The 16,859-nt window shown below is 45.5% G+C and carries 19 protein-coding genes; 7 read left to right on the top strand and 12 right to left on the bottom strand.

The features are described from left to right. Nucleotides 1-74 precede the first annotated feature (74 nt). A complete protein-coding gene (locus tag ACZ07B_RS20605; RefSeq protein WP_464877622.1) occupies nt 75-593 on the bottom strand; it encodes an SH3 domain-containing protein in 519 nt (172 codons plus the stop codon). Nucleotides 594-737: 144 nt separating this feature from the next. Then, a complete protein-coding gene (locus tag ACZ07B_RS20600; RefSeq protein ID WP_464877621.1) occupies nt 738-1,007 on the bottom strand; it encodes a YfhJ family protein in 270 nt (89 codons plus the stop codon). Between the two features lie 124 nt (nt 1,008-1,131). Here ACZ07B_RS20600 and ACZ07B_RS20595 point away from each other — a divergent pair, with 124 nt between their 5' ends. After that, nucleotides 1,132-1,284, top strand: a complete 153-nt coding sequence (locus ACZ07B_RS20595) for a small, acid-soluble spore protein K (protein WP_003223241.1) — start codon at nt 1,132-1,134, stop codon at nt 1,282-1,284. A gap of 31 nt (nt 1,285-1,315) precedes the next feature. On the opposite strand, the gene ACZ07B_RS20590 is transcribed toward ACZ07B_RS20595, so the two are convergent. The 3 genes from ACZ07B_RS20590 to recX form a co-directional block, all read right to left on the bottom strand. Further along, nucleotides 1,316-2,509: an MFS transporter gene (locus tag ACZ07B_RS20590; protein ID WP_464877620.1), complete on the bottom strand. Its 1,194-nt coding sequence runs from the start codon at nt 2,507-2,509 to the stop codon at nt 1,316-1,318. Between the two features lie 142 nt (nt 2,510-2,651). Further along, nucleotides 2,652-2,966 carry a YfhH family protein gene (locus ACZ07B_RS20585; RefSeq protein ID WP_024573179.1) on the bottom strand — a complete coding sequence of 105 codons (315 nt, stop codon included), beginning with the start codon at nt 2,964-2,966 and terminating at the stop codon, nt 2,652-2,654. A 1-nt stretch (nt 2,967) separates the two neighbouring features. Then, entirely contained in the window at nt 2,968-3,762 is a 795-nt protein-coding gene (gene recX / locus ACZ07B_RS20580) for a recombination regulator RecX (RefSeq protein ID WP_003243354.1), read from the bottom strand. Between the two features lie 88 nt (nt 3,763-3,850). On the opposite strand from recX, the gene ACZ07B_RS20575 reads away from it, so the two are divergent. From ACZ07B_RS20575 to ACZ07B_RS20565, 3 genes are all read left to right on the top strand, one after another. Beyond that, nucleotides 3,851-4,762: a TIGR01777 family oxidoreductase gene (locus tag ACZ07B_RS20575; protein ID WP_464877619.1), complete on the top strand. Its 912-nt coding sequence runs from the start codon at nt 3,851-3,853 to the stop codon at nt 4,760-4,762. 54 nt (nt 4,763-4,816) lie between these two features. Further along, on the top strand, nt 4,817-4,927 hold the full coding sequence (locus ACZ07B_RS20570) for a YfhE family protein (RefSeq protein WP_003223230.1): 111 nt from the start codon (nt 4,817-4,819) through the stop codon (nt 4,925-4,927). Between the two features lie 65 nt (nt 4,928-4,992). Next, entirely contained in the window at nt 4,993-5,184 is a 192-nt protein-coding gene (locus tag ACZ07B_RS20565; protein ID WP_464877618.1) for a YfhD family protein, read from the top strand. Nucleotides 5,185-5,222: 38 nt separating this feature from the next. Here the strand turns inward: ACZ07B_RS20565 and ACZ07B_RS20560 are convergent, their stop codons facing one another. The 4 genes from ACZ07B_RS20560 to ACZ07B_RS20545 all read right to left on the bottom strand — a co-directional run bounded on the left by ACZ07B_RS20560 (nt 5,223) and on the right by ACZ07B_RS20545 (nt 8,920). Continuing rightward, nucleotides 5,223-5,807, bottom strand: coding sequence for a nitroreductase family protein (locus ACZ07B_RS20560; RefSeq protein ID WP_151870324.1), 585 nt, complete (start codon nt 5,805-5,807; stop codon nt 5,223-5,225). 87 nt (nt 5,808-5,894) lie between these two features. Beyond that, nucleotides 5,895-6,776 carry a PhzF family phenazine biosynthesis isomerase gene (locus tag ACZ07B_RS20555; protein ID WP_464877617.1) on the bottom strand — a complete coding sequence of 294 codons (882 nt, stop codon included), beginning with the start codon at nt 6,774-6,776 and terminating at the stop codon, nt 5,895-5,897. A gap of 114 nt (nt 6,777-6,890) precedes the next feature. Continuing rightward, a complete protein-coding gene (locus ACZ07B_RS20550) occupies nt 6,891-7,922 on the bottom strand; it encodes a FecCD family ABC transporter permease (RefSeq protein WP_464877616.1) in 1,032 nt (343 codons plus the stop codon). Then, the gene (locus ACZ07B_RS20545; RefSeq protein ID WP_017696455.1) at nt 7,919-8,920 is read right to left on the bottom strand and encodes a FecCD family ABC transporter permease; all 1,002 of its coding nucleotides are present in this window, start codon (nt 8,918-8,920) and stop codon (nt 7,919-7,921) included. The genes ACZ07B_RS20550 and ACZ07B_RS20545 overlap by 4 nt, the downstream gene beginning before the upstream one ends. Before the next feature lie 130 nt (nt 8,921-9,050). On the opposite strand from ACZ07B_RS20545, the gene ACZ07B_RS20540 reads away from it, so the two are divergent. Further along, on the top strand, nt 9,051-10,028 hold the full coding sequence (locus ACZ07B_RS20540; RefSeq protein WP_042975711.1) for an ABC transporter substrate-binding protein: 978 nt from the start codon (nt 9,051-9,053) through the stop codon (nt 10,026-10,028). 18 nt (nt 10,029-10,046) lie between these two features. Here the strand turns inward: ACZ07B_RS20540 and mprF are convergent, their stop codons facing one another. Continuing rightward, nucleotides 10,047-12,617 carry a bifunctional lysylphosphatidylglycerol flippase/synthetase MprF gene (gene mprF, locus ACZ07B_RS20535; protein WP_464877615.1) on the bottom strand — a complete coding sequence of 857 codons (2,571 nt, stop codon included), beginning with the start codon at nt 12,615-12,617 and terminating at the stop codon, nt 10,047-10,049. 171 nt (nt 12,618-12,788) lie between these two features. Here mprF and ACZ07B_RS20530 point away from each other — a divergent pair, with 171 nt between their 5' ends. Both ACZ07B_RS20530 and ACZ07B_RS20525 read left to right on the top strand, forming a co-directional pair. Next, nucleotides 12,789-13,271 (top strand): MarR family transcriptional regulator, encoded by a 483-nt coding sequence (locus ACZ07B_RS20530; RefSeq protein ID WP_014663255.1) that lies wholly within the window; start codon nt 12,789-12,791, stop codon nt 13,269-13,271. A gap of 111 nt (nt 13,272-13,382) precedes the next feature. Then, nucleotides 13,383-14,939 carry an MFS transporter gene (locus tag ACZ07B_RS20525; protein ID WP_464877614.1) on the top strand — a complete coding sequence of 519 codons (1,557 nt, stop codon included), beginning with the start codon at nt 13,383-13,385 and terminating at the stop codon, nt 14,937-14,939. Here ACZ07B_RS20525 and bstA read toward each other — a convergent pair. Both bstA and ACZ07B_RS20515 read right to left on the bottom strand, forming a co-directional pair. Continuing rightward, nucleotides 14,936-15,472, bottom strand: coding sequence for a bacillithiol transferase BstA (bstA, locus tag ACZ07B_RS20520; protein WP_327846018.1), 537 nt, complete (start codon nt 15,470-15,472; stop codon nt 14,936-14,938). The two genes, ACZ07B_RS20525 and bstA, sit on opposite strands and share 4 nt — an antisense overlap. Nucleotides 15,473-15,583: 111 nt before the next feature. Then, nucleotides 15,584-16,672 (bottom strand): acyltransferase family protein, encoded by a 1,089-nt coding sequence (locus ACZ07B_RS20515; protein ID WP_464877613.1) that lies wholly within the window; start codon nt 16,670-16,672, stop codon nt 15,584-15,586. Nucleotides 16,673-16,859 lie beyond the last annotated feature (187 nt).

Genomic DNA, 16,859 nt, shown 5'->3' with positions numbered 1-16,859 from the left:
CCTTTCTCATTGTTACGTGCAGAAAGAAGAAATGTTTCATGCATAGGCAAAAAGACAAGCCTCGGCCTGCCTTTTTATCGCATTTGTAAATCCTTTGTGTGAATATAGCCTATTACACTGCCATAATCCACGAACGCCCAAGTGAAGTCAAATCCTCCGTTTTCACTAAATCCCCACCCGAGTATTGTCACCTCTGTTCCAGATGAGAGCTGCTTAGCTTTTCCGTTTTCGGGCGTCGGTGTATAGAAGGCTGTCTGTTTCGTTGTTTTCGCTTGGCTTGCGGTTTTCATTAAAAAGTGGGTTGAGATATATGCTTTCTTTCCTTTGAAATGAATTTGAGCCCAATCGGCATTTACGAACCTATCGACTTTTACCTTTTGTTCTGATGATACAGTGCCGAGAATATCACCTTCATGATTTGGCTCAGTCCGGACATTCAGTTTTCCTGCTTTTATGATGTAAGTATCGGATGATGGCATGCTGACAGATATGTCGTGAAGGGGCGCAGCTTTTGCTGCGGGAGCGGAATGAAGTGCTGTCAAACCCAGTCCTGCGGCAGCTGTTAAAGCGAGCATTACTTGTTTCTTTTTCATATAAAGCTCCTCCTCGCATTTTGACAAGATATAAGTGGTATTCCCTGATTGACAGGCTGGTGAAACATGTTTTGTTTATGATTTCTTCCTGTTAAGGTAATTTTAAGAAAATGAAAAAACCTGCCGGTCGTTAACGGCAGGTTTTTAATGCAAAAGGCCTCTGCTTTGATTTAAGTAATCATTCACGTCGTTACGGGAGCTTTGAAAAAGGTGGAGCTGGCCGCCATAGTTTTCAATCCATTGTGTGACGATTTTTTCAGTCATTTTTTCACCTTGATAGGCGTGTCCGGCTTTTGCATAGGTTGCTTCGAAATCGCTCCATAACAATTCCACCCACGTTTTTGCCTGTATATAGCTGATCATCTCGTTCTTTTCCAGAAGCAGATTAGTCAGTTTCTCAATGTAACTATTCATGTGTGCAGTCTCCTTTCTTCAGGAAAAAAATAACGCTTTATTACGTGGTGTTTTCCATATACTAACCTTACGTCTTCATCTGGAAAGACGCAACTTTTTGATCTCGAACCTAGGGGGATATGACATGGTCCGAAATAAAGAAAAAGGATTTCCTTACGAAAACGAAAACAAATTTCAGGGTGAACCGAGAGCAAAGGACGACTATGCTTCTAAGCGTGCTGACGGATCTATCAATCAGCATCCTCAAGAAAGAATGAGAGCCTCAGGCAAACGGTAAAGAAGAACAGCTGCATACACTGCAGCTGTTTTTACCCTTTATTGACTTGATATTCGTAGACGCTCTTCTTTTCTGATAAGTGTGCAAAGGTAGAAAGCAAAAGTCCGCATGCGGTCATAAGCGCACCGCCTGCAAACAGCCAGGAATAAGAGCCTGTTCCGTTTAAAATCATTCCGCCGATCCATGCACCAAGGGCATTGGCAAGGTTAAATGCTGATACGCTGACAGCCGCGGCAATGGTTGTGCCGCCCTCAGATGATGAAATGACCTTTGTTTGCAAAAGAGGCGGCGTGCCGAATGCGCATGCCCCGAATAGGAACGTTGCCACAATGGCTGCAGCCGGGTAAATGGCGATGTAAGGAAATACAGCCAGAACACCGATTAAACCGATCATTACGCCGATCATCGTCCGAGTCAGCAAAGGCAGCGGTACTTTTCCAGCAAAGAAATTCCCGGCAACGCCTCCCAATCCATACGCAAAGAGAGCACCTGTAATGCCAACCGTGCTGAATCCGGCTGAATGCCTCAAAATGGGTTCGATAAAGGTGTAGGCGATAAAGACACCGGAATAGCCTAAAATGGTAATTGCGAAGGAAAACAGCACTTGTTTGTGTTTAAAAACCCCCCACTCATTCATAAGCATTGGGATCACTTTTGGTTTTCTGTTCGGCACGGCAGCCATAAGGCCTAAAAATCCGATGACACCAAGTGCCGTAATGATGGAAAACACCGCTCTCCAATTCAGGACATCTCCGAGATAAGAGCCGAATGGAACACCAAGCATTAGAGCCACTGTCAGTCCGCCGTTCATTGAAGCAGCAGCTGCAGCACGCTTTTCCGGCGGAACCATTTCACCTGCGAATACCATGGCAATCGCGAAGAAAGCGCCGTGAATGGACGCAGATAAAATTCTTGAAATGGCCAATACCGCAAAATTCGGCGCCAGTGCGCTCATCAGGTTTGAAAGGATAAAAACCGTCATCAGCCCAAGAAGCACAGGCTTTCTCGGAAGCTTGACGGAAATGATGGTGACGAGCGGCCCTGTCAAACAAACGCTTGCCGCATAAGCCGTGACAAGAAGCCCTGCGGATGAAACCTGTATATGAAAGTCATTGGCAATCGACGTCAAAATACCCATCACCGCGTATTCTGTATAGCCGATTGAAAATGTACAAATCATAAGAACAAATATAATAAATTTTACAGATGGGTTTTTGATACTCAACGTCATCGCCTCCTTTGATTTTAAAAAACAACGAGTTTCATCTTAAAAGATTTTTCAAGTGAATTCAATGATTTTTTCTTTAAGAATTCGTGTAAATGTGCTGCAAACAAAAAGAGGCTGATAATCAGCCTCCTGTTACGCTTTATTCTTTTTCTTGCAATACTGAGATTGGCAGCGCTTCCTCTTGCTGAGGGGAAGAGGTTCTGTATCCCCATGCGAAAACGCCATTTAAATAACTGATGGTAAACTCGTCCTCAGTGTTTTCCACACGATATGTTTCTCCCGGTGAGTAATCTTCCGGGTTCAGCAAATATGCTTTTGCCATCGTAATTTTCCGTTCGAGCACTGCCAGTTCGTTTATGATTCCATGCTGTTCGGCTTTTCTTGCTTTTTCAGAAAGTAATGCGATTTCGGTATTGAGTTCGTGCGGTGTCATTTGACTGTATCGTTTGTCCATTTCAGTACTCCTCTTCCTGCAGTAATTGCTCGATTAAATCGAGTGAGAATCCTTTGCGGAATAAAAATTGTTTGACCTTCATGGCGCTTTCATATGAGCCGTCATAGCGGTATTTTCTAAACGCTTTTTCCGCGTGAAGACGCAGCGCTTCTTTCTCTGTGTCTTCATCATTTTCATATTCAATCTGATCCATCGCTGCGCTGATAACATCAAATGAGAAGCCCTTGCGCTGAAGCTGCAGCTGGGCGCGCTGTTTGAGTTCTTTCGTCGAAAGCTTTTTATCTTTTTTGAGAAGCTTTTCAACATGCTTGACCGCTTCTCTTGTCTGATCTTCAAAGGAAAAGGAACTTAGCGCCTCCTTAATTGTATCGTCATCAATTCCCTTCGCTCTTAGCTCTCTGAACAAAACATCAGGGCCTTTTCCGTTTGTTTTTTTGTGAGTGCTGACATAGGCTGCGGCAAATTCCTGGTCGTTTAAGTACTTGTAATCGTTAAGCCTATGGATGACTTCCGCAATGACGGGGGGCGAGGTTTCTTTTTTCTTTAAGTGGTCCTCGACCTCTTTCGTCGACCGCATTCGATAGGATAAAAAGTCAAGCGCACGGTTGAAGCCTTTCTTCACTTCATCGCCGTATTGAATCTCAATGATGTCAAGATCATCGAGTTCTTTTCCCTTCTTGAGCTCAAATTTCACGAGCACATCCGCGTCCACGCTGAAGGCGTATTTATCATCCAGAAAAATATTGAAGCGTTCCGTATTCTTTTTTTGCGTTGATATTTTTGTAATAAACGGCATCTTAATCTCCCTTCTCAGGCCTGAAACGCGTTTTCTTTTATTACAATGAGGTAAAGTATATTTATTAGAACGATGAGGAGAGATGTTCATGAATATCGCAATGACGGGCGGAACCGGTTTTCTCGGCCAGCATCTGACAGGCGTTCTTACCCGCCAGGGACACCATGTTTATATTTTATCAAGAAACGCACGGGAAACTGAACAAAAAAATATGACATATGTCCAATGGCTGACGGAAGGAGCCGCCCCGGAGCAGGAACTTCCTCATATTGATGTCTGGATAAACCTTGCGGGAAAATCGATTTTTGGCCGCTGGACGGAAAAAACGAAGCAGCACATTCTCTCCAGCCGTATCAATGCGACGCGTGAAGTGCAGCGGCTTATTCAGAAACAGAAGGAGAAGCCGCAGACACTGATCCAAGCCAGTGCCGTGGGTATTTACGGCACAAGCCTTGAGAAAACCTTTACAGAGGATTCTGCAACGTCAGATGAGGATTTTCTCAGCCATACTGCACACCTGTGGGAAAAGGAAGGACAGCATATTGAGGCGATGGGCATCAGGACGGTTTATGCGAGATTTGGCGTGATGCTTGGAGAAAAAGGCGCTCTCCCGCTCATGATTCTCCCCTATAAGTTTCTGGCCGGCGGAACGATCGGAACGGGAAGGCAGTGGCTGTCATGGATTCATGTCGAGGATGCGGCCCAGATGATCCGATATGCGGTGGAAAACGCCGGCATCTCAGGCCCAATGAATGTCACCGCGCCCAATCCTGTGGACATGAAGCAATTCGGAAAAACGATTGCACGGGTGAAGCACCGCCCGCACTGGCTCCCCGTCCCGGAATTCTTTTTATCAAAAGCATTGGGTGAAATGAGTCTTTTGATTGTGAAAGGACAGCGCGCTCTTCCGAAAAAAGTGATAACCTCTGGATTTCGTTTTACATATTCGGATCTTGAATTTGCACTCTCACAGCTGATAGCAGACCGAAAGACTGTATAAAAACAGCAGGAAGGGTCAACCTTAAGAATAACATGGTTGAAGGAGGTCCTTTTTATGGAAAAAAAGAGGGAGAAGCATCAGCAAGGCGCCAACCTGAAAAAAATGCAGGAAGTTCTTTATTCAGGCGAATTTAAAAAAGCGGAAAAAGCTGCTAAGCGGAAGTAGGAATACATAGCCCCTTATAACCAAATACTATATTTGTTTGATATCACTTTTAGGGGGAATTTGATATGGGCAGAAATCATATCCACAAAAACCGTGATAAAAACAAACAAAAGCTTCCACAAGTTCCCGATGCATTAAAAAGGGAAACTGACGGCGTTTACGAAGAATATTCAACCGAGCTTGCTGATGCAGATGATCGCGAAGCGCAAGAGCGTGCGAAAGCAGCCGACAACAGAGCGAAAAAGAAATCTTGTTAATGAAAAACCCCTTGTCTCCGTTTGAGACAAGGGGTTTTTTACATTTCAGTGAACCGGTCGCGGATCGGTGTGCGTTTTTTCACTTCCGGCGCCTCGTCAGGATAACCTGTTTGTATGATGGCGGCGAAACGCTCATTATCATGCAAACCAAAGGCCTGATGGACTTCTTTGTCATAAAGGATTTTTCCGCTTTTCCAAACCATGCCGATTCCTTTTTCCCAAGCAAGAAGCTGAAGATTTTGAATCAACGAGCTTGTTGCCGCAAAATCGTCGTCCCGCGCTCTTTCGTTTTCATCTTCCTGAAACACGACGAGCAGAAATCCCGGAACGCGCCCAAGTGTGTTTTTGAAATTTTGAAGCTTTTCCTCTGTCATATCCGGCTTGGATTTCTTAGAGAACGCTGCAAATGTATTGATGAGGTTCGCTTTACCTGTCTCACTGGAAACGTAAATAAATCTCCATGGCTCTGTCACTCTGTGATTTGGCGCATATTTTGCCGTTTCAAGCATGTCAAGAATGACTGCTGAAGGTACTGGCTCTTGTTTAAACTTTCGAATCGATCTTCTGCTGCGTATGATGTCCCGCAGTGCTGAATGCTGATGTATTTGTTCGGTTTGAGGCATACCGTCTCACCTTCCTATGCAATTGAAAATGATTATCATTTCATAATGATAACGGAAAGTGCATCTTTTTGTAAACCATCATCCGTATTAGATTTTAAGAATACGGGTTTCTGAGTAAACGGCTGTTCCTGTCATGTTCACTTTCACATGGCCGTCGGCTTCGTTCATTTCGATCTCCACTTTTCCGTCTTTTCCAATTTCCTGCCCTTGTTCAATGATAAATTTATGCTGCTTGGCATTGCCATATTGTTTCATATAAGCCCCCATCACGCCGGATGCTGTGCCGGTCACGGGGTCTTCAATCGTTCCCGAATATGGGGATGAAAAGTGGCGCCCGTGCAGGTCGCTGTCGGGATGGACGGTTTCAAAGGTAAACGGATGGACTGAAGCTTTTGGCAGATCAACTAACACTTCCGGAAATTGTTTGTTATCTGGCACCATTTTTTTGGAAGCCTCCAATGATTTAAGCGGAACGATGGCTGTCCATATCCCAGTGCTGCCAAACACAATCGGAAGGTCTTCATGAAAATCTTCATCGGTGATACCCAGTGCGTCCGCAAGTTTTTTCCGATCGCCTGTAAATGGTTTGAATTGCGGAGAGGCCTGTTCAAGCGTGATATGAATACGGCCATCTTTTTCAGAAATCTTCACAGGCAGGATACCCGCTTTCGTTTGGATGCTGTACGTTTTACCGCTCTCCAGCATTCCTTTCTCACATAATGCGTAAAGAGAAGCAACTGTCGCATGACCGCACAAATTCATTTCGTGTCCAGGGGTAAAGTAACGGAGTTCAAGATCGGCCGACTCGCTTTTTCGGATAAAGGAGGTTTCTGAATACCCGGCACGTTCAGCTATGATCTGCATCTCGTCTTCCGTATAATCGTCTCCCTGCAAAACGACGCCTGCGGGGTTTCCTTTGCCGGGACTGCTTGTAAATGCTTCATATTTTAATACCTCTGCTTCTTTCATTCATCTGCCGCCCTTTCTTTATCAATGTCTCTGTCAGTATAGCAAAAATAATTACGAATCTTCAGTCATTATCAAAAAAACCCATTTCCTTTTTTAAGAAAATGGGTGTAACAATCAAGAATTTCTTGTTTTATAGAGCAAATAAATAAAATAAGGTGCGCCGATAGCCGCTGTAAAGACGCCGGCCGGCACTTCCACCGGAGCAAATAAGGTTCTGCCGACGATATCAGCTGTTAAAACGAGCAGAGCTCCAATAAGTGCCGACGTTGGGAGCAGCGCGCCATAAGATGAGCCGACAAGCCGTCTTGCAATATGGGGCGCCATCAGCCCGACAAAACCGATTGTGCCGGCAACTGAAACTGCACAACCCGTAAGAGCCGTACTCAAAAGGAGCAAGAAAAAACGATTTCGCTGCACAGCGCTTCCTGCACCCGCCGCAATATCTTCACCCAGCACCTGTATATTCATATTTTTTAGCGCGACAAAACAAATGAATAAGAGAATGACAGATAAGATAATAGCTATTTTTACATGCTGCCAGTTTGACCCATAAACTGACCCAGTGATATACACATTGGCTTGTGATGCCCGGTAAATCGGACCTTTGATCATCAACAGGGTAGTCATCGCCTGCGCCGACATTGAAAATCCGATTCCGATAAGCACCAGCCGAAATGTGGAGGCGCCATTTTTGTATGCCAGTAAATAGACGATGAGTCCGACAGCCGATGCGCCGATAAATGCGGCTGCTGGAAGCCATGACAGACTGATCGTAAGTGAACTGCTGCGGTCTGAGAAGAACATCATTAAAAGCACGACCGCTACCGCCGCTCCTCCTGTTATTCCGATAATATCCGGAGATGCGAGAGGGTTTCTGACGAGCCCCTGCAATATCGCGCCTGCCGCTGCCAAGCAGACACCGGCGCATAAAGCCGTCAAAATTCTTGGCATGCGGAACGACATGATCATCAGTTCATCCAGTTTGGAACCTGCACCAAAGAATGTTTTTGCTACATCCCAGGGAGGAATAAACCTTTGTCCGAGACCAGCGCTTATGATGAGTACAGCAGCTGTTAACCCCAGTAAAACCAAAAAGACGATCCATGCTTTCTTTTCAGCCGCAGTAATGCCAAAACGAAGTTTCATAGCTTCGCCCCCCTTCTTGCGATGTACACAAACACAGGCATTCCGATGATGGCGGTCATGACCCCGACAGGAACTTCCTGAGGCATAATGATATATCGCGCACCGATATCCGCGCAAACAAGCAAAATGGCACCCAAAACAGCGGAAAATGGCAGAACCCAGCGATAATCATTACCAACGACAAAGCGGGCAAAATGCGGAATAATGATGCCGATAAAAGAAATCGGCCCGGCAATGGCGACAGCGGACCCTGCAAGCATGACAACACAAAGCGCCATCACAAATTTCAACAGGCCAGTTTTTTGGCCGAGTCCTTTTGCCACATCTTCTCCCATGACGAGGAGATTAATTTTTTGGCCGAGAAAGAAGCAGATCACAAGCGCTGCCGCTGCATACGGGAGCATCGTCATCAGCAGATCCAGACTCCGGCCCTGCACAGAGCCGGTCAGCCAAAAAAGCACCTGAGCAAGCTCGAGTTCATTAACAGAAAGCAAGCCCTGTGTCAGAGAAGAAAACATAGCTGCCATGGCAGCTCCCGCCAGCGTCAGTTTGATTGGCGTCAGCCCTTCCCTCCCAAGCGAGCCTGCTGCATAGACGATCGCGGCGGTAAATGCTGCCCCCAGAAACGAGCTCCATACTAATGCTTGAGGTGACTGAATATGCAGAAAAAACGATCCGGCAACAATAAAAAAACCTGCACCGGCGTTAATCCCGAAAATCCCCGGTGACGCAAGCGGATTTTTTGTAAGCGCCTGCATGAGAGCGCCCGCGGCTGCAAGCGAGGCGCCGACAACTGTGGCAACCAAAGCGCGCGGAAGCCTGACATCCTTGATGATGACATGCTCATTTGTTCCGTTGAAGGAAGTAAACGCCTGATAGACCTGTCTCCATGACGTACCTGTATAGCCGTACACGACGCTTGCGCAGACAGCCGCCAGTAAAATGAAAATCAGACATACTAACACAATCCATTTTGAAGATGCCTTTTTGCAGATCATGATCTAATTCTCCTAGTTATTTACTATGTAATGTTTGTTTTTGAGAATAATCCTCAATTAGGGATTGACACTCTTAACACTGCTTATTATGATCTAAATGATAATGAATTTCAATATTGGGAGGAAAAAGATGAAAAAGCATATCAGCATGCTATTCGTATTTTTAATGGCCGTTATAGTACTTTCTGCCTGTAATAGTTCAGAAAGTTCAAGTAACAGCGAGGGGTCAAGCAGCAAAACAAGAACGGTCAAACATGCAATGGGGACATCAGACAACATTCCCGCCAATCCAAAACGGATTGTTGTTTTAACTAATGAAGGAACAGAGGCGCTCTTAGCGCTTGGCATTAAGCCGGTCGGAGCCGTAAAGTCATGGAAGGGCGACCCGTGGTATGACTATCTGAAAGATGACATGAAAGGCGTTAAAAACGTCGGTCTTGAAACGGAACCGAATGTGGAAGCCATCGCAGAATTAAAGCCTGATTTGATTATTGGAAACAAAGTGCGCCAAGAAAAAATTTATGATCAGTTAAATGCGATTGCTCCGACCGTTTTTGCTGAATCTTTGGCTGGGAACTGGAAGGATAACCTGACTCTATACGCCAACGCGGTGAATAAGGCGGACAAAGGCAAGGAAGTCATTGCCGATTTTGATAAACGCGTTTCTGATTTAAAAAACAAGCTGGGCGACCAGACAAACAAAACCGTTTCTGTCGTACGCTTTTTATCCGGTGAGTCAAGAATCTATTATACCGATTCATTTCCTGGGATTATTTTAGACCAGCTTGGCTTCAAACGCCCTGAAAAACAAGTGGAGCTGTTTAAGAAACAAAAGGACCAATTTACATTCTCAACCGACAGTAAAGAATCCATTCCTGATATGGATGCTGATGTGCTGTTTTATTTCACTTATAAAGCCGATAATGCAAAGGAAAATGAAAAATGGGCCAATCAGTGGACAAGCAGTTCACTATGGAAAAACCTGAAGGCCGTGAAGTCAGGTAATGCACATGAAGTCGATGACGTCGTGTGGACAACCGCAGGCGGAATTAAAGCCGCAAACTATCTGCTTGATGATATTGAAACCTACTTCTTAAAAACGAAATAAAAAAAAGACTCCGTCTTATTAGACGGAGTCTTTTTTGCTTTTGCCAATTAGACGTGTAACGAGGAACATGGTGACAGAAAGAGATCTGTTTTTCCGATACGCCAAGTATTTCCCTCGCCACTCCGGTTTGTATTTTTCTTTAAAGGCTCTTAGGCCGCTGAAGCTGTACATGTATCTGACATTATTAAAAATGACAGCGGCAAACCTTTCGGACCAGAAGGATGTAAAGGCAGTGCCGACATTGGCCAAGGGTGCCATCCCCATATTAAATGACGTGCAGCCCTCTTCCTTTGCCCATAAAAACATACGGATAAACAATGCGTCCATAATGCCATTTGGAGCGTCGCCGCGATAGCGCATCAGATCGACCGATATCTCTCCTTCCTGGTACATCGGCATGACATTTGCGAATGCAACGATCTCTCCTTCTGCATTTTTCATATAGGCGATCGGCGCTTTCTGTAAATAGGAAGGATCAAAAAATCCGAGCGAAAATCCCTTCTCTTTTTTCGAGCCGAGCCATTCGTCTGAGATTTGCTTCAGCTCCTCCAAAAACGCATCAGAAAATGGGGGATGATCCACATGGAAAGTATACTCCTCCCGCTCAAAGCGGTTATTGATTGCCCGAAGGCCGGCTTTTTTCTTCCCAGTCAAGGTAAATGTATTTAAATCTACATATGCTTCCTCGCCCAATTTAAAGAAGTTGTAGCCAAAATCGTGATACAGCGCCATGTCCTCTCGTTCAATTTGATAGAACAAAACACTGAATCCCTTCTGATGCGCTTCGTTCAGAAATTCTTCCAGCACGAGCGGGAATGATTCTCTTTGGCCAGACGGATCGCCGAGCACGACCAGCCTTCTGGCGATTTTCCCAAACAGAAGCAGTGCATTCCCATCACTAGAAAAATAAAACCGCTTATCTCCAAGAAAACCGAGATGGCTCAGCGCGTTGCCCCCTTTTTCATTGAGAAACGCAGTAAGACGCTCAGGGTCAGCTTTCTCTCCGATCGGTTTCGTTCTCTTATGATAGACCACTGTAAATATCAAGAAGAACAGCGGCACAATGATGATCGCCATGATGGTTGCATGTGTAATATGCGAGGTGCTGTGGACGAAATACTCGTGACGCAGCACCTTCTTCATCCGGTCCCAAATAAAGCCCGCGATCAGATTGTAGTTAAAGAGCGCCACAGTAAACAGCGCCACAGCGAATATCAATTGTCCCAGTGTATAGGATGCCTGTTCGCGAACAAATTGTTTTTTCAATAGCACAAGCATTACGATAATCATCGGCAGTACAAATATCGCGCTGATGTTAAGCCCTTTTAAAAAGCTGAACACAAAGCCGCCGACAAGCGCTGTAATGGCCATCGTATAGGAACGTTTTGTCCGTTTATAAAGCTCGATCGGCAAAATCAGCAGAATGAGCGCTGAGCTTAAGGACAGGCCGTTGAACAGCAAAAGCGCCGGGCGCGGAATGTGCGGTATAACCGTCAGCCTGTCAATCGGCAAGGAAACTGAGGCCAGGACAATCAGACCTGCTACGAACACAATAAGGGAAAGCGAGCCTTGCAAAATTCTCACTAATACCGCACGCTGAACAACAAGCAGAACGTTTGTCGTCTCAATTGCCGGTGCGATGCGCGGGTTCGTTTCGAGCCGCTTCATTGTATTTTCCGTCAGGTCGCCGGCGGCAAAGAACAGTCCCAAGATGAATGGGATAAATGAATAGGCGAGCCTGTACAATACAATAGAAGTAACGATGGCCTCCTGATGATAGCCAAGCTGCTCCATCCCCAGCAAAAATAAAAGGTCAAACGAGCCGAAGCCGCCCGGCACGAGGCTGATCATTCCTCCGATCGCCGCAATGACGAACACCCCGAACACATACCTGATATCTGCATGAATGCCCATAGCGAACAAAGCAAAATAAATGACGGTCCCGGCCATGAGCCATTCAACAACTGAAGCTCCAATATATGCGAAAATCGGATTTTTCACTTTATCCGCATTCTCTTCGTCCCCAGCTTTACGGTCTTTTATTTTGGACACCATCAAAGACAGCGGCAATATCAGCGCAAAACCGATAACGACCGCCCATAGCCAAGGCTTTTCATGAATCACTTCATCCACTGGCAGCACTCTCGCAGCGACGAAAATGCTGAAAACAGATAATCCGAGCAGCATAGATGATGTGAGCCAGGCGATTCCTTTTACGAGTGCCTTATGGTCTTTCGTATGCTCCTTATAGAACATCATTCTTAACCCGACGCCGGCTAAACCGCCAAAGCCCAGCACATTATTAAATGAATTGGCGATCCAGGAAACCCTGAATACTTTTCCGTTTGTGATCGATAGGCGCAGTGAGTATTTCAGGACGTAATCATACAGCGACATAGCCGCAACAGCCAGCAAGCCGATCAACACAAGCATGAATAAGTCCGTTCGTTCCAGTCCGTTGATGACCATGAGCGTACGTTTGAATGACAGATTTGTCAGTTCTTTTTTCGATTGATAAATAACAAATAGCAAAACAGCAATAGGAAAAACGATTTTTAATATTGATAAAGCATTCTTTTTAATCAGCAATGGTCTCTCCAATCATATTCTAGTTCGATCCTCTCCCCCAATAATCTCCAACTCATTATACACTACCGTTATTTTTCGGACAAAGTCCCGCATGCGGTTTCTGCTCACTTTCTTTCAGGAGTGAAAATCGAGTAATATGGTAAGAGGAGTGAATGATGAGGAAGTGATGAAATGGAATATAATTTACACGATACAACAGTATTAAACGAAAACATTCTTTCATCGGAAGAACGGGAAATATGGGTGCTCTATATGAAAGTCTTAACTTCCGCCGGCCTCGGTGATGTGTCCGAGTGGATGAAGCTGGATATGAGCATGCCGCAAATGAAGGTGTTGATGCTATTAAACAACCATGGAACATTGAAAGTGAGCGACATTGCTGAAAAAATGGGGGCTTCCCTGTCCAATACAACTGGGCTGCTTGACCGCCTTGAGAAATCAGGGTTTGTCAAACGCTCACATTCTGAAGAGGACCGCCGCTCTGTAGTTGTTCAGTTGACAGAAAATGCGAAAAATATTTTCCGGGGTTTGTATGAAAAAGGCCACCTGAAATTGAAGCGTTCATTAGAGCTGCTGTCCCCTGAAGAAAAGCAGGCGGTTTCCGAAGGGCTGTCTATCCTTTCAAGAGCATTAGAGAAAGCGAAAAAAGAATAAATCTGTAAGTCTGTCATCCGCAAACTGCGGGAGCAGGCTTTTTTTATTTGACATTTAGTTCATTTAAAATGAATAATATACTTTGAGTGAATAAAAAAGGGGTTGATGAATATGTCTGAAGCATTAACAGAGCAGAAAGGCCAAAAGTGGGCGATCAGCCTGTTTACGATTGGTGTGTTTATGGCTGCGCTAGATAACGGAATTATTTCAGCTGCCTTAACAACGATAAACGAGTCGTTTTCCGTTTCTCCTTCCTGGGGATCATGGGGCATTACCCTTTATACGCTCGGTCTTAGCGTCAGTGTGCCAATCGTCGGAAAGCTTTCCGACCGCTACGGCAGAAAAAAACTCTTTCTCATTGAGGTTTGCCTGTTCGGACTTGGTTCTTTGCTTGTTGCTTTGAGCCAAAGCTTCCCGCTCTTTCTGATATCGCGGCTGATTCAGGCGCTTGGAGGCGGCGGGATTTTCATCATCGGCAGCTCTCACATTCTCGCGACCCTTCCAAAGGAAAAACAGGGGAAGGCGCTTGGGCTGCTTGGCGCAATGAACGGGATGGCCGCTGTGCTCGGGCCAAATATCGGAAGCTTTCTGCTTGATTGGACCGGGTCTTGGCATTGGCTGTTTTTGATTAATTTGCCGATTGCCGTGCTATTGGTTGTTTTCGGCGCATACTTTATCGCGGAAACAAAAGCACCTGAAGCTAAGCGCCTCGATGCGGCCGGAATCTTCCTTCTGTCCCTGTCGATTTTAGCCGTGATGTACGGCATGACGAACCTTGACGGGGCAAATCTCTTACACAGCTTGGGGAATCCGAAGGTTTATGGATGTATTATTTTTGGCATACTCTGTTTTGCAGCGCTTATCTCGTATGAAAAGAGAGTTGAAATGCGAGGAGGCGATCCCATTTTGGCGTATTCTCTGCTGCGAAACCATATGTTTCAGCGCACGCTTATCATCGGTTTGTTATCCGGGGGGCTCTTGGCGGCAGTCATTTTTATCCCGTCATATGTCGAACAGTATTTGGGTGTCCCTGCCGCAAAAGCAGGCTATTGGATGACACCGCTTGCGTTGGCTTCCGGAATCGGCGCTTGGCTTGGCGGAGCACTTACCGACAAAAAAGGTCCTGTAAAAACCGTTATTCTTTCGGGAATCATCTCATGTGCGGGGTTTGCTTTATTTCCGCTCTGGGTGACGGAAAAATGGGAGTTTGTGATCGCAAGTGTGGCAGCTGGGATCGGTTTTGGTTTTCTGTTAGGCGCTCCGCTGAACGTCCTTGTATCAGAAGCGGCAAAAACAAATAAGGGCACAGCCCTTGGCACGCTTTCATTAGTAAGGCAAATTGGACTGACCTTGGCGCCTACTCTTTATGCAGGTTTTATCACAGCCGGGTTTGACCAAATAGGCGATGAGATCAACAGCCGCTTATCGGATAGCGGACATTCAGAGAAGGCGATGCAGATGATTCCGGAGATCGACAGTTCTGATGTTTCTTCTTTACAAGAACAAATCGAACGCATTCCCGTTCCTGAAGTCAAAACCGCGATAAGCGACGCCATTCATGCGAGTGTCGCCAGCGGCTATGATCAGTTATATGCAGCGGCTGCTGTGATCTCACTTCTGGTGATTGCTGCTATCAGTATTCCGGCTTTCCGCCGGCAAAAGCGTTAAGACCACCCCATTCGTCTGGAAAGCTCCGTAATATGAGCGATATGGTGATGTGAGTGCCAGACATACAGGCCGAGCGCGTTCTCCAGGGTAATGATCTCCTTTGTATCAGGGTGATAAAATCCGCGCTTAAATTGCTGATCTGTCAGAGTGCGGAGCAGAGCCGTCCATCTTCCGTGAAGTTCCTGCAAAAGCGAAAGTGAGCCGCTCGGATCTGCCGTTTTCGAGTCTTTTAGCTCCGACCATGCTTTTTCATCATACGGACGGATAGCCGGTGTCTCTTCCGTCAAGCTCAATTTAAAACGAATATAGCTGTTCATATGACTGTCAGCCAGATGATGAATAACTTGCCGAACGGTCCATCCACCGTCCCGGTACGGTGTGTCAAGCTGGCTGTCCGTCATGCCCTCTACAGTTTGCTTCAATTTTGCCGGCACTTCTTCAAGTACTTGAATCCATTTATCTTTTTGCTCCTTCGATATGGATTCCCTCGGCTTGTATTCTCCTATTGGGTAGCTTAGATTGACTGATGTCATGAATGTTCTCCCTTCTATTCAATCTTCTCCTTTATTTTACAAGAAAAAGATTGTGTATACTGTATGATTTAATACACAACAAGCGGCAGGAGCCCTCCTGCCGCTTGTTTTTCACCCTGCGTGATCACGCACTTCGACTGTTACCTTCTTCTGTTTTGGCTGATAAATTTTCCCCACAAATAAATACCCGTATTTGAATTTATTCAGTGCCCACGAGGTCAGAATCGGGCCGGCTGTACACACAGCAAACAGCAGGAGAACAGCCGGTACGGCGGGAATTTCGGGCATATTCAAAAGCAACACGTAGCCTATAATCATAAAATAGGCATGAAGCAGATAAATCGAAAAGGAATAGTTGCTGATAAACATCATGATTTTCGGCACATGCTTCATTTTGGAAAACAAGTGAAAACACAGGAAAATCATGCTTGTTGAATACAGCATGATATCAGGCCGCTTCGAGCTGATCATGCCGATTTCACCCACATAAGAAACAGTGACAACCAGCGCCCCAGAAGCAATTGCGCAACCGTATACGACCCAGCGGTATTGGTTCAGCAGCGCTAAAAAACGCTTGTATTCTTTTCCGCAATAGTAGGCTAGACAAAAGTAGAAAAGCCAGCCTGCGAAGGGGACCCAGAAGAACGGAAACCCCCCGCCCTCTTCTGAAGCGGGAGCCGGGCTGGCTGCGGAGAAATAGCCTAAATAAGCGGCTGTCACCACAAATGAGATAGACAGCACCCATTTCGGCGATGCTTTTTTCAAATACTCATGAAACATCATATGCAGCATGTAAAATTGAAAGATGACGAGAATGAAGTATCCGATAAAGTTTCCTAAGAATACGTTCGCCAGATATTTTTGCACAAACGCGAGAAAGGTTACCTCTCCCCCCATCGCACTGGTCATCAGCAGCGCATCAATGGCCGCGATAAATAAAAAAGGAACAAAAATCACTTTTCCCCGCTTCTTTAAAAAACCGTCCGGCACCCCGTCAGGATAAGAACGGGCCAGTAAAAATTCAGAGATGAAAATAAAAGCGGGCGTGCTGAACATCAGGAGTGTGCGGAAAGAATCAACAGTGTGAGAAATATCTGCAAGAGCTTCTGCCTGAAGCATCAGGACCATTGAAATGATATGAAGCAAGACGACACTTAAGCACGAAATGCAGCGGATCATAAAAATTTCTTTAATTTGCATAACAGCGCTCCTTTTATTTCAAATTGATAGAAATCGATGGTTGTACCTTAACATGTCCGCTCTATTTGAAAAAGTGCCTGATGTCATAAATTGACGTATGCATGATAGACTAAGGTCATAAACCCCTCTGGCTTATTGGTGTATCTTTCTCAGACGAGATTGCTAGAAAAATGCAAAAAACCTGCCG

It is taken from the genome of Bacillus sp. 9.4 (assembly GCF_055486415.1).
The sequence above is the reverse complement of the archived record's forward strand: the minus strand, read 5'-3'. Positions and strand labels throughout refer to the sequence as shown.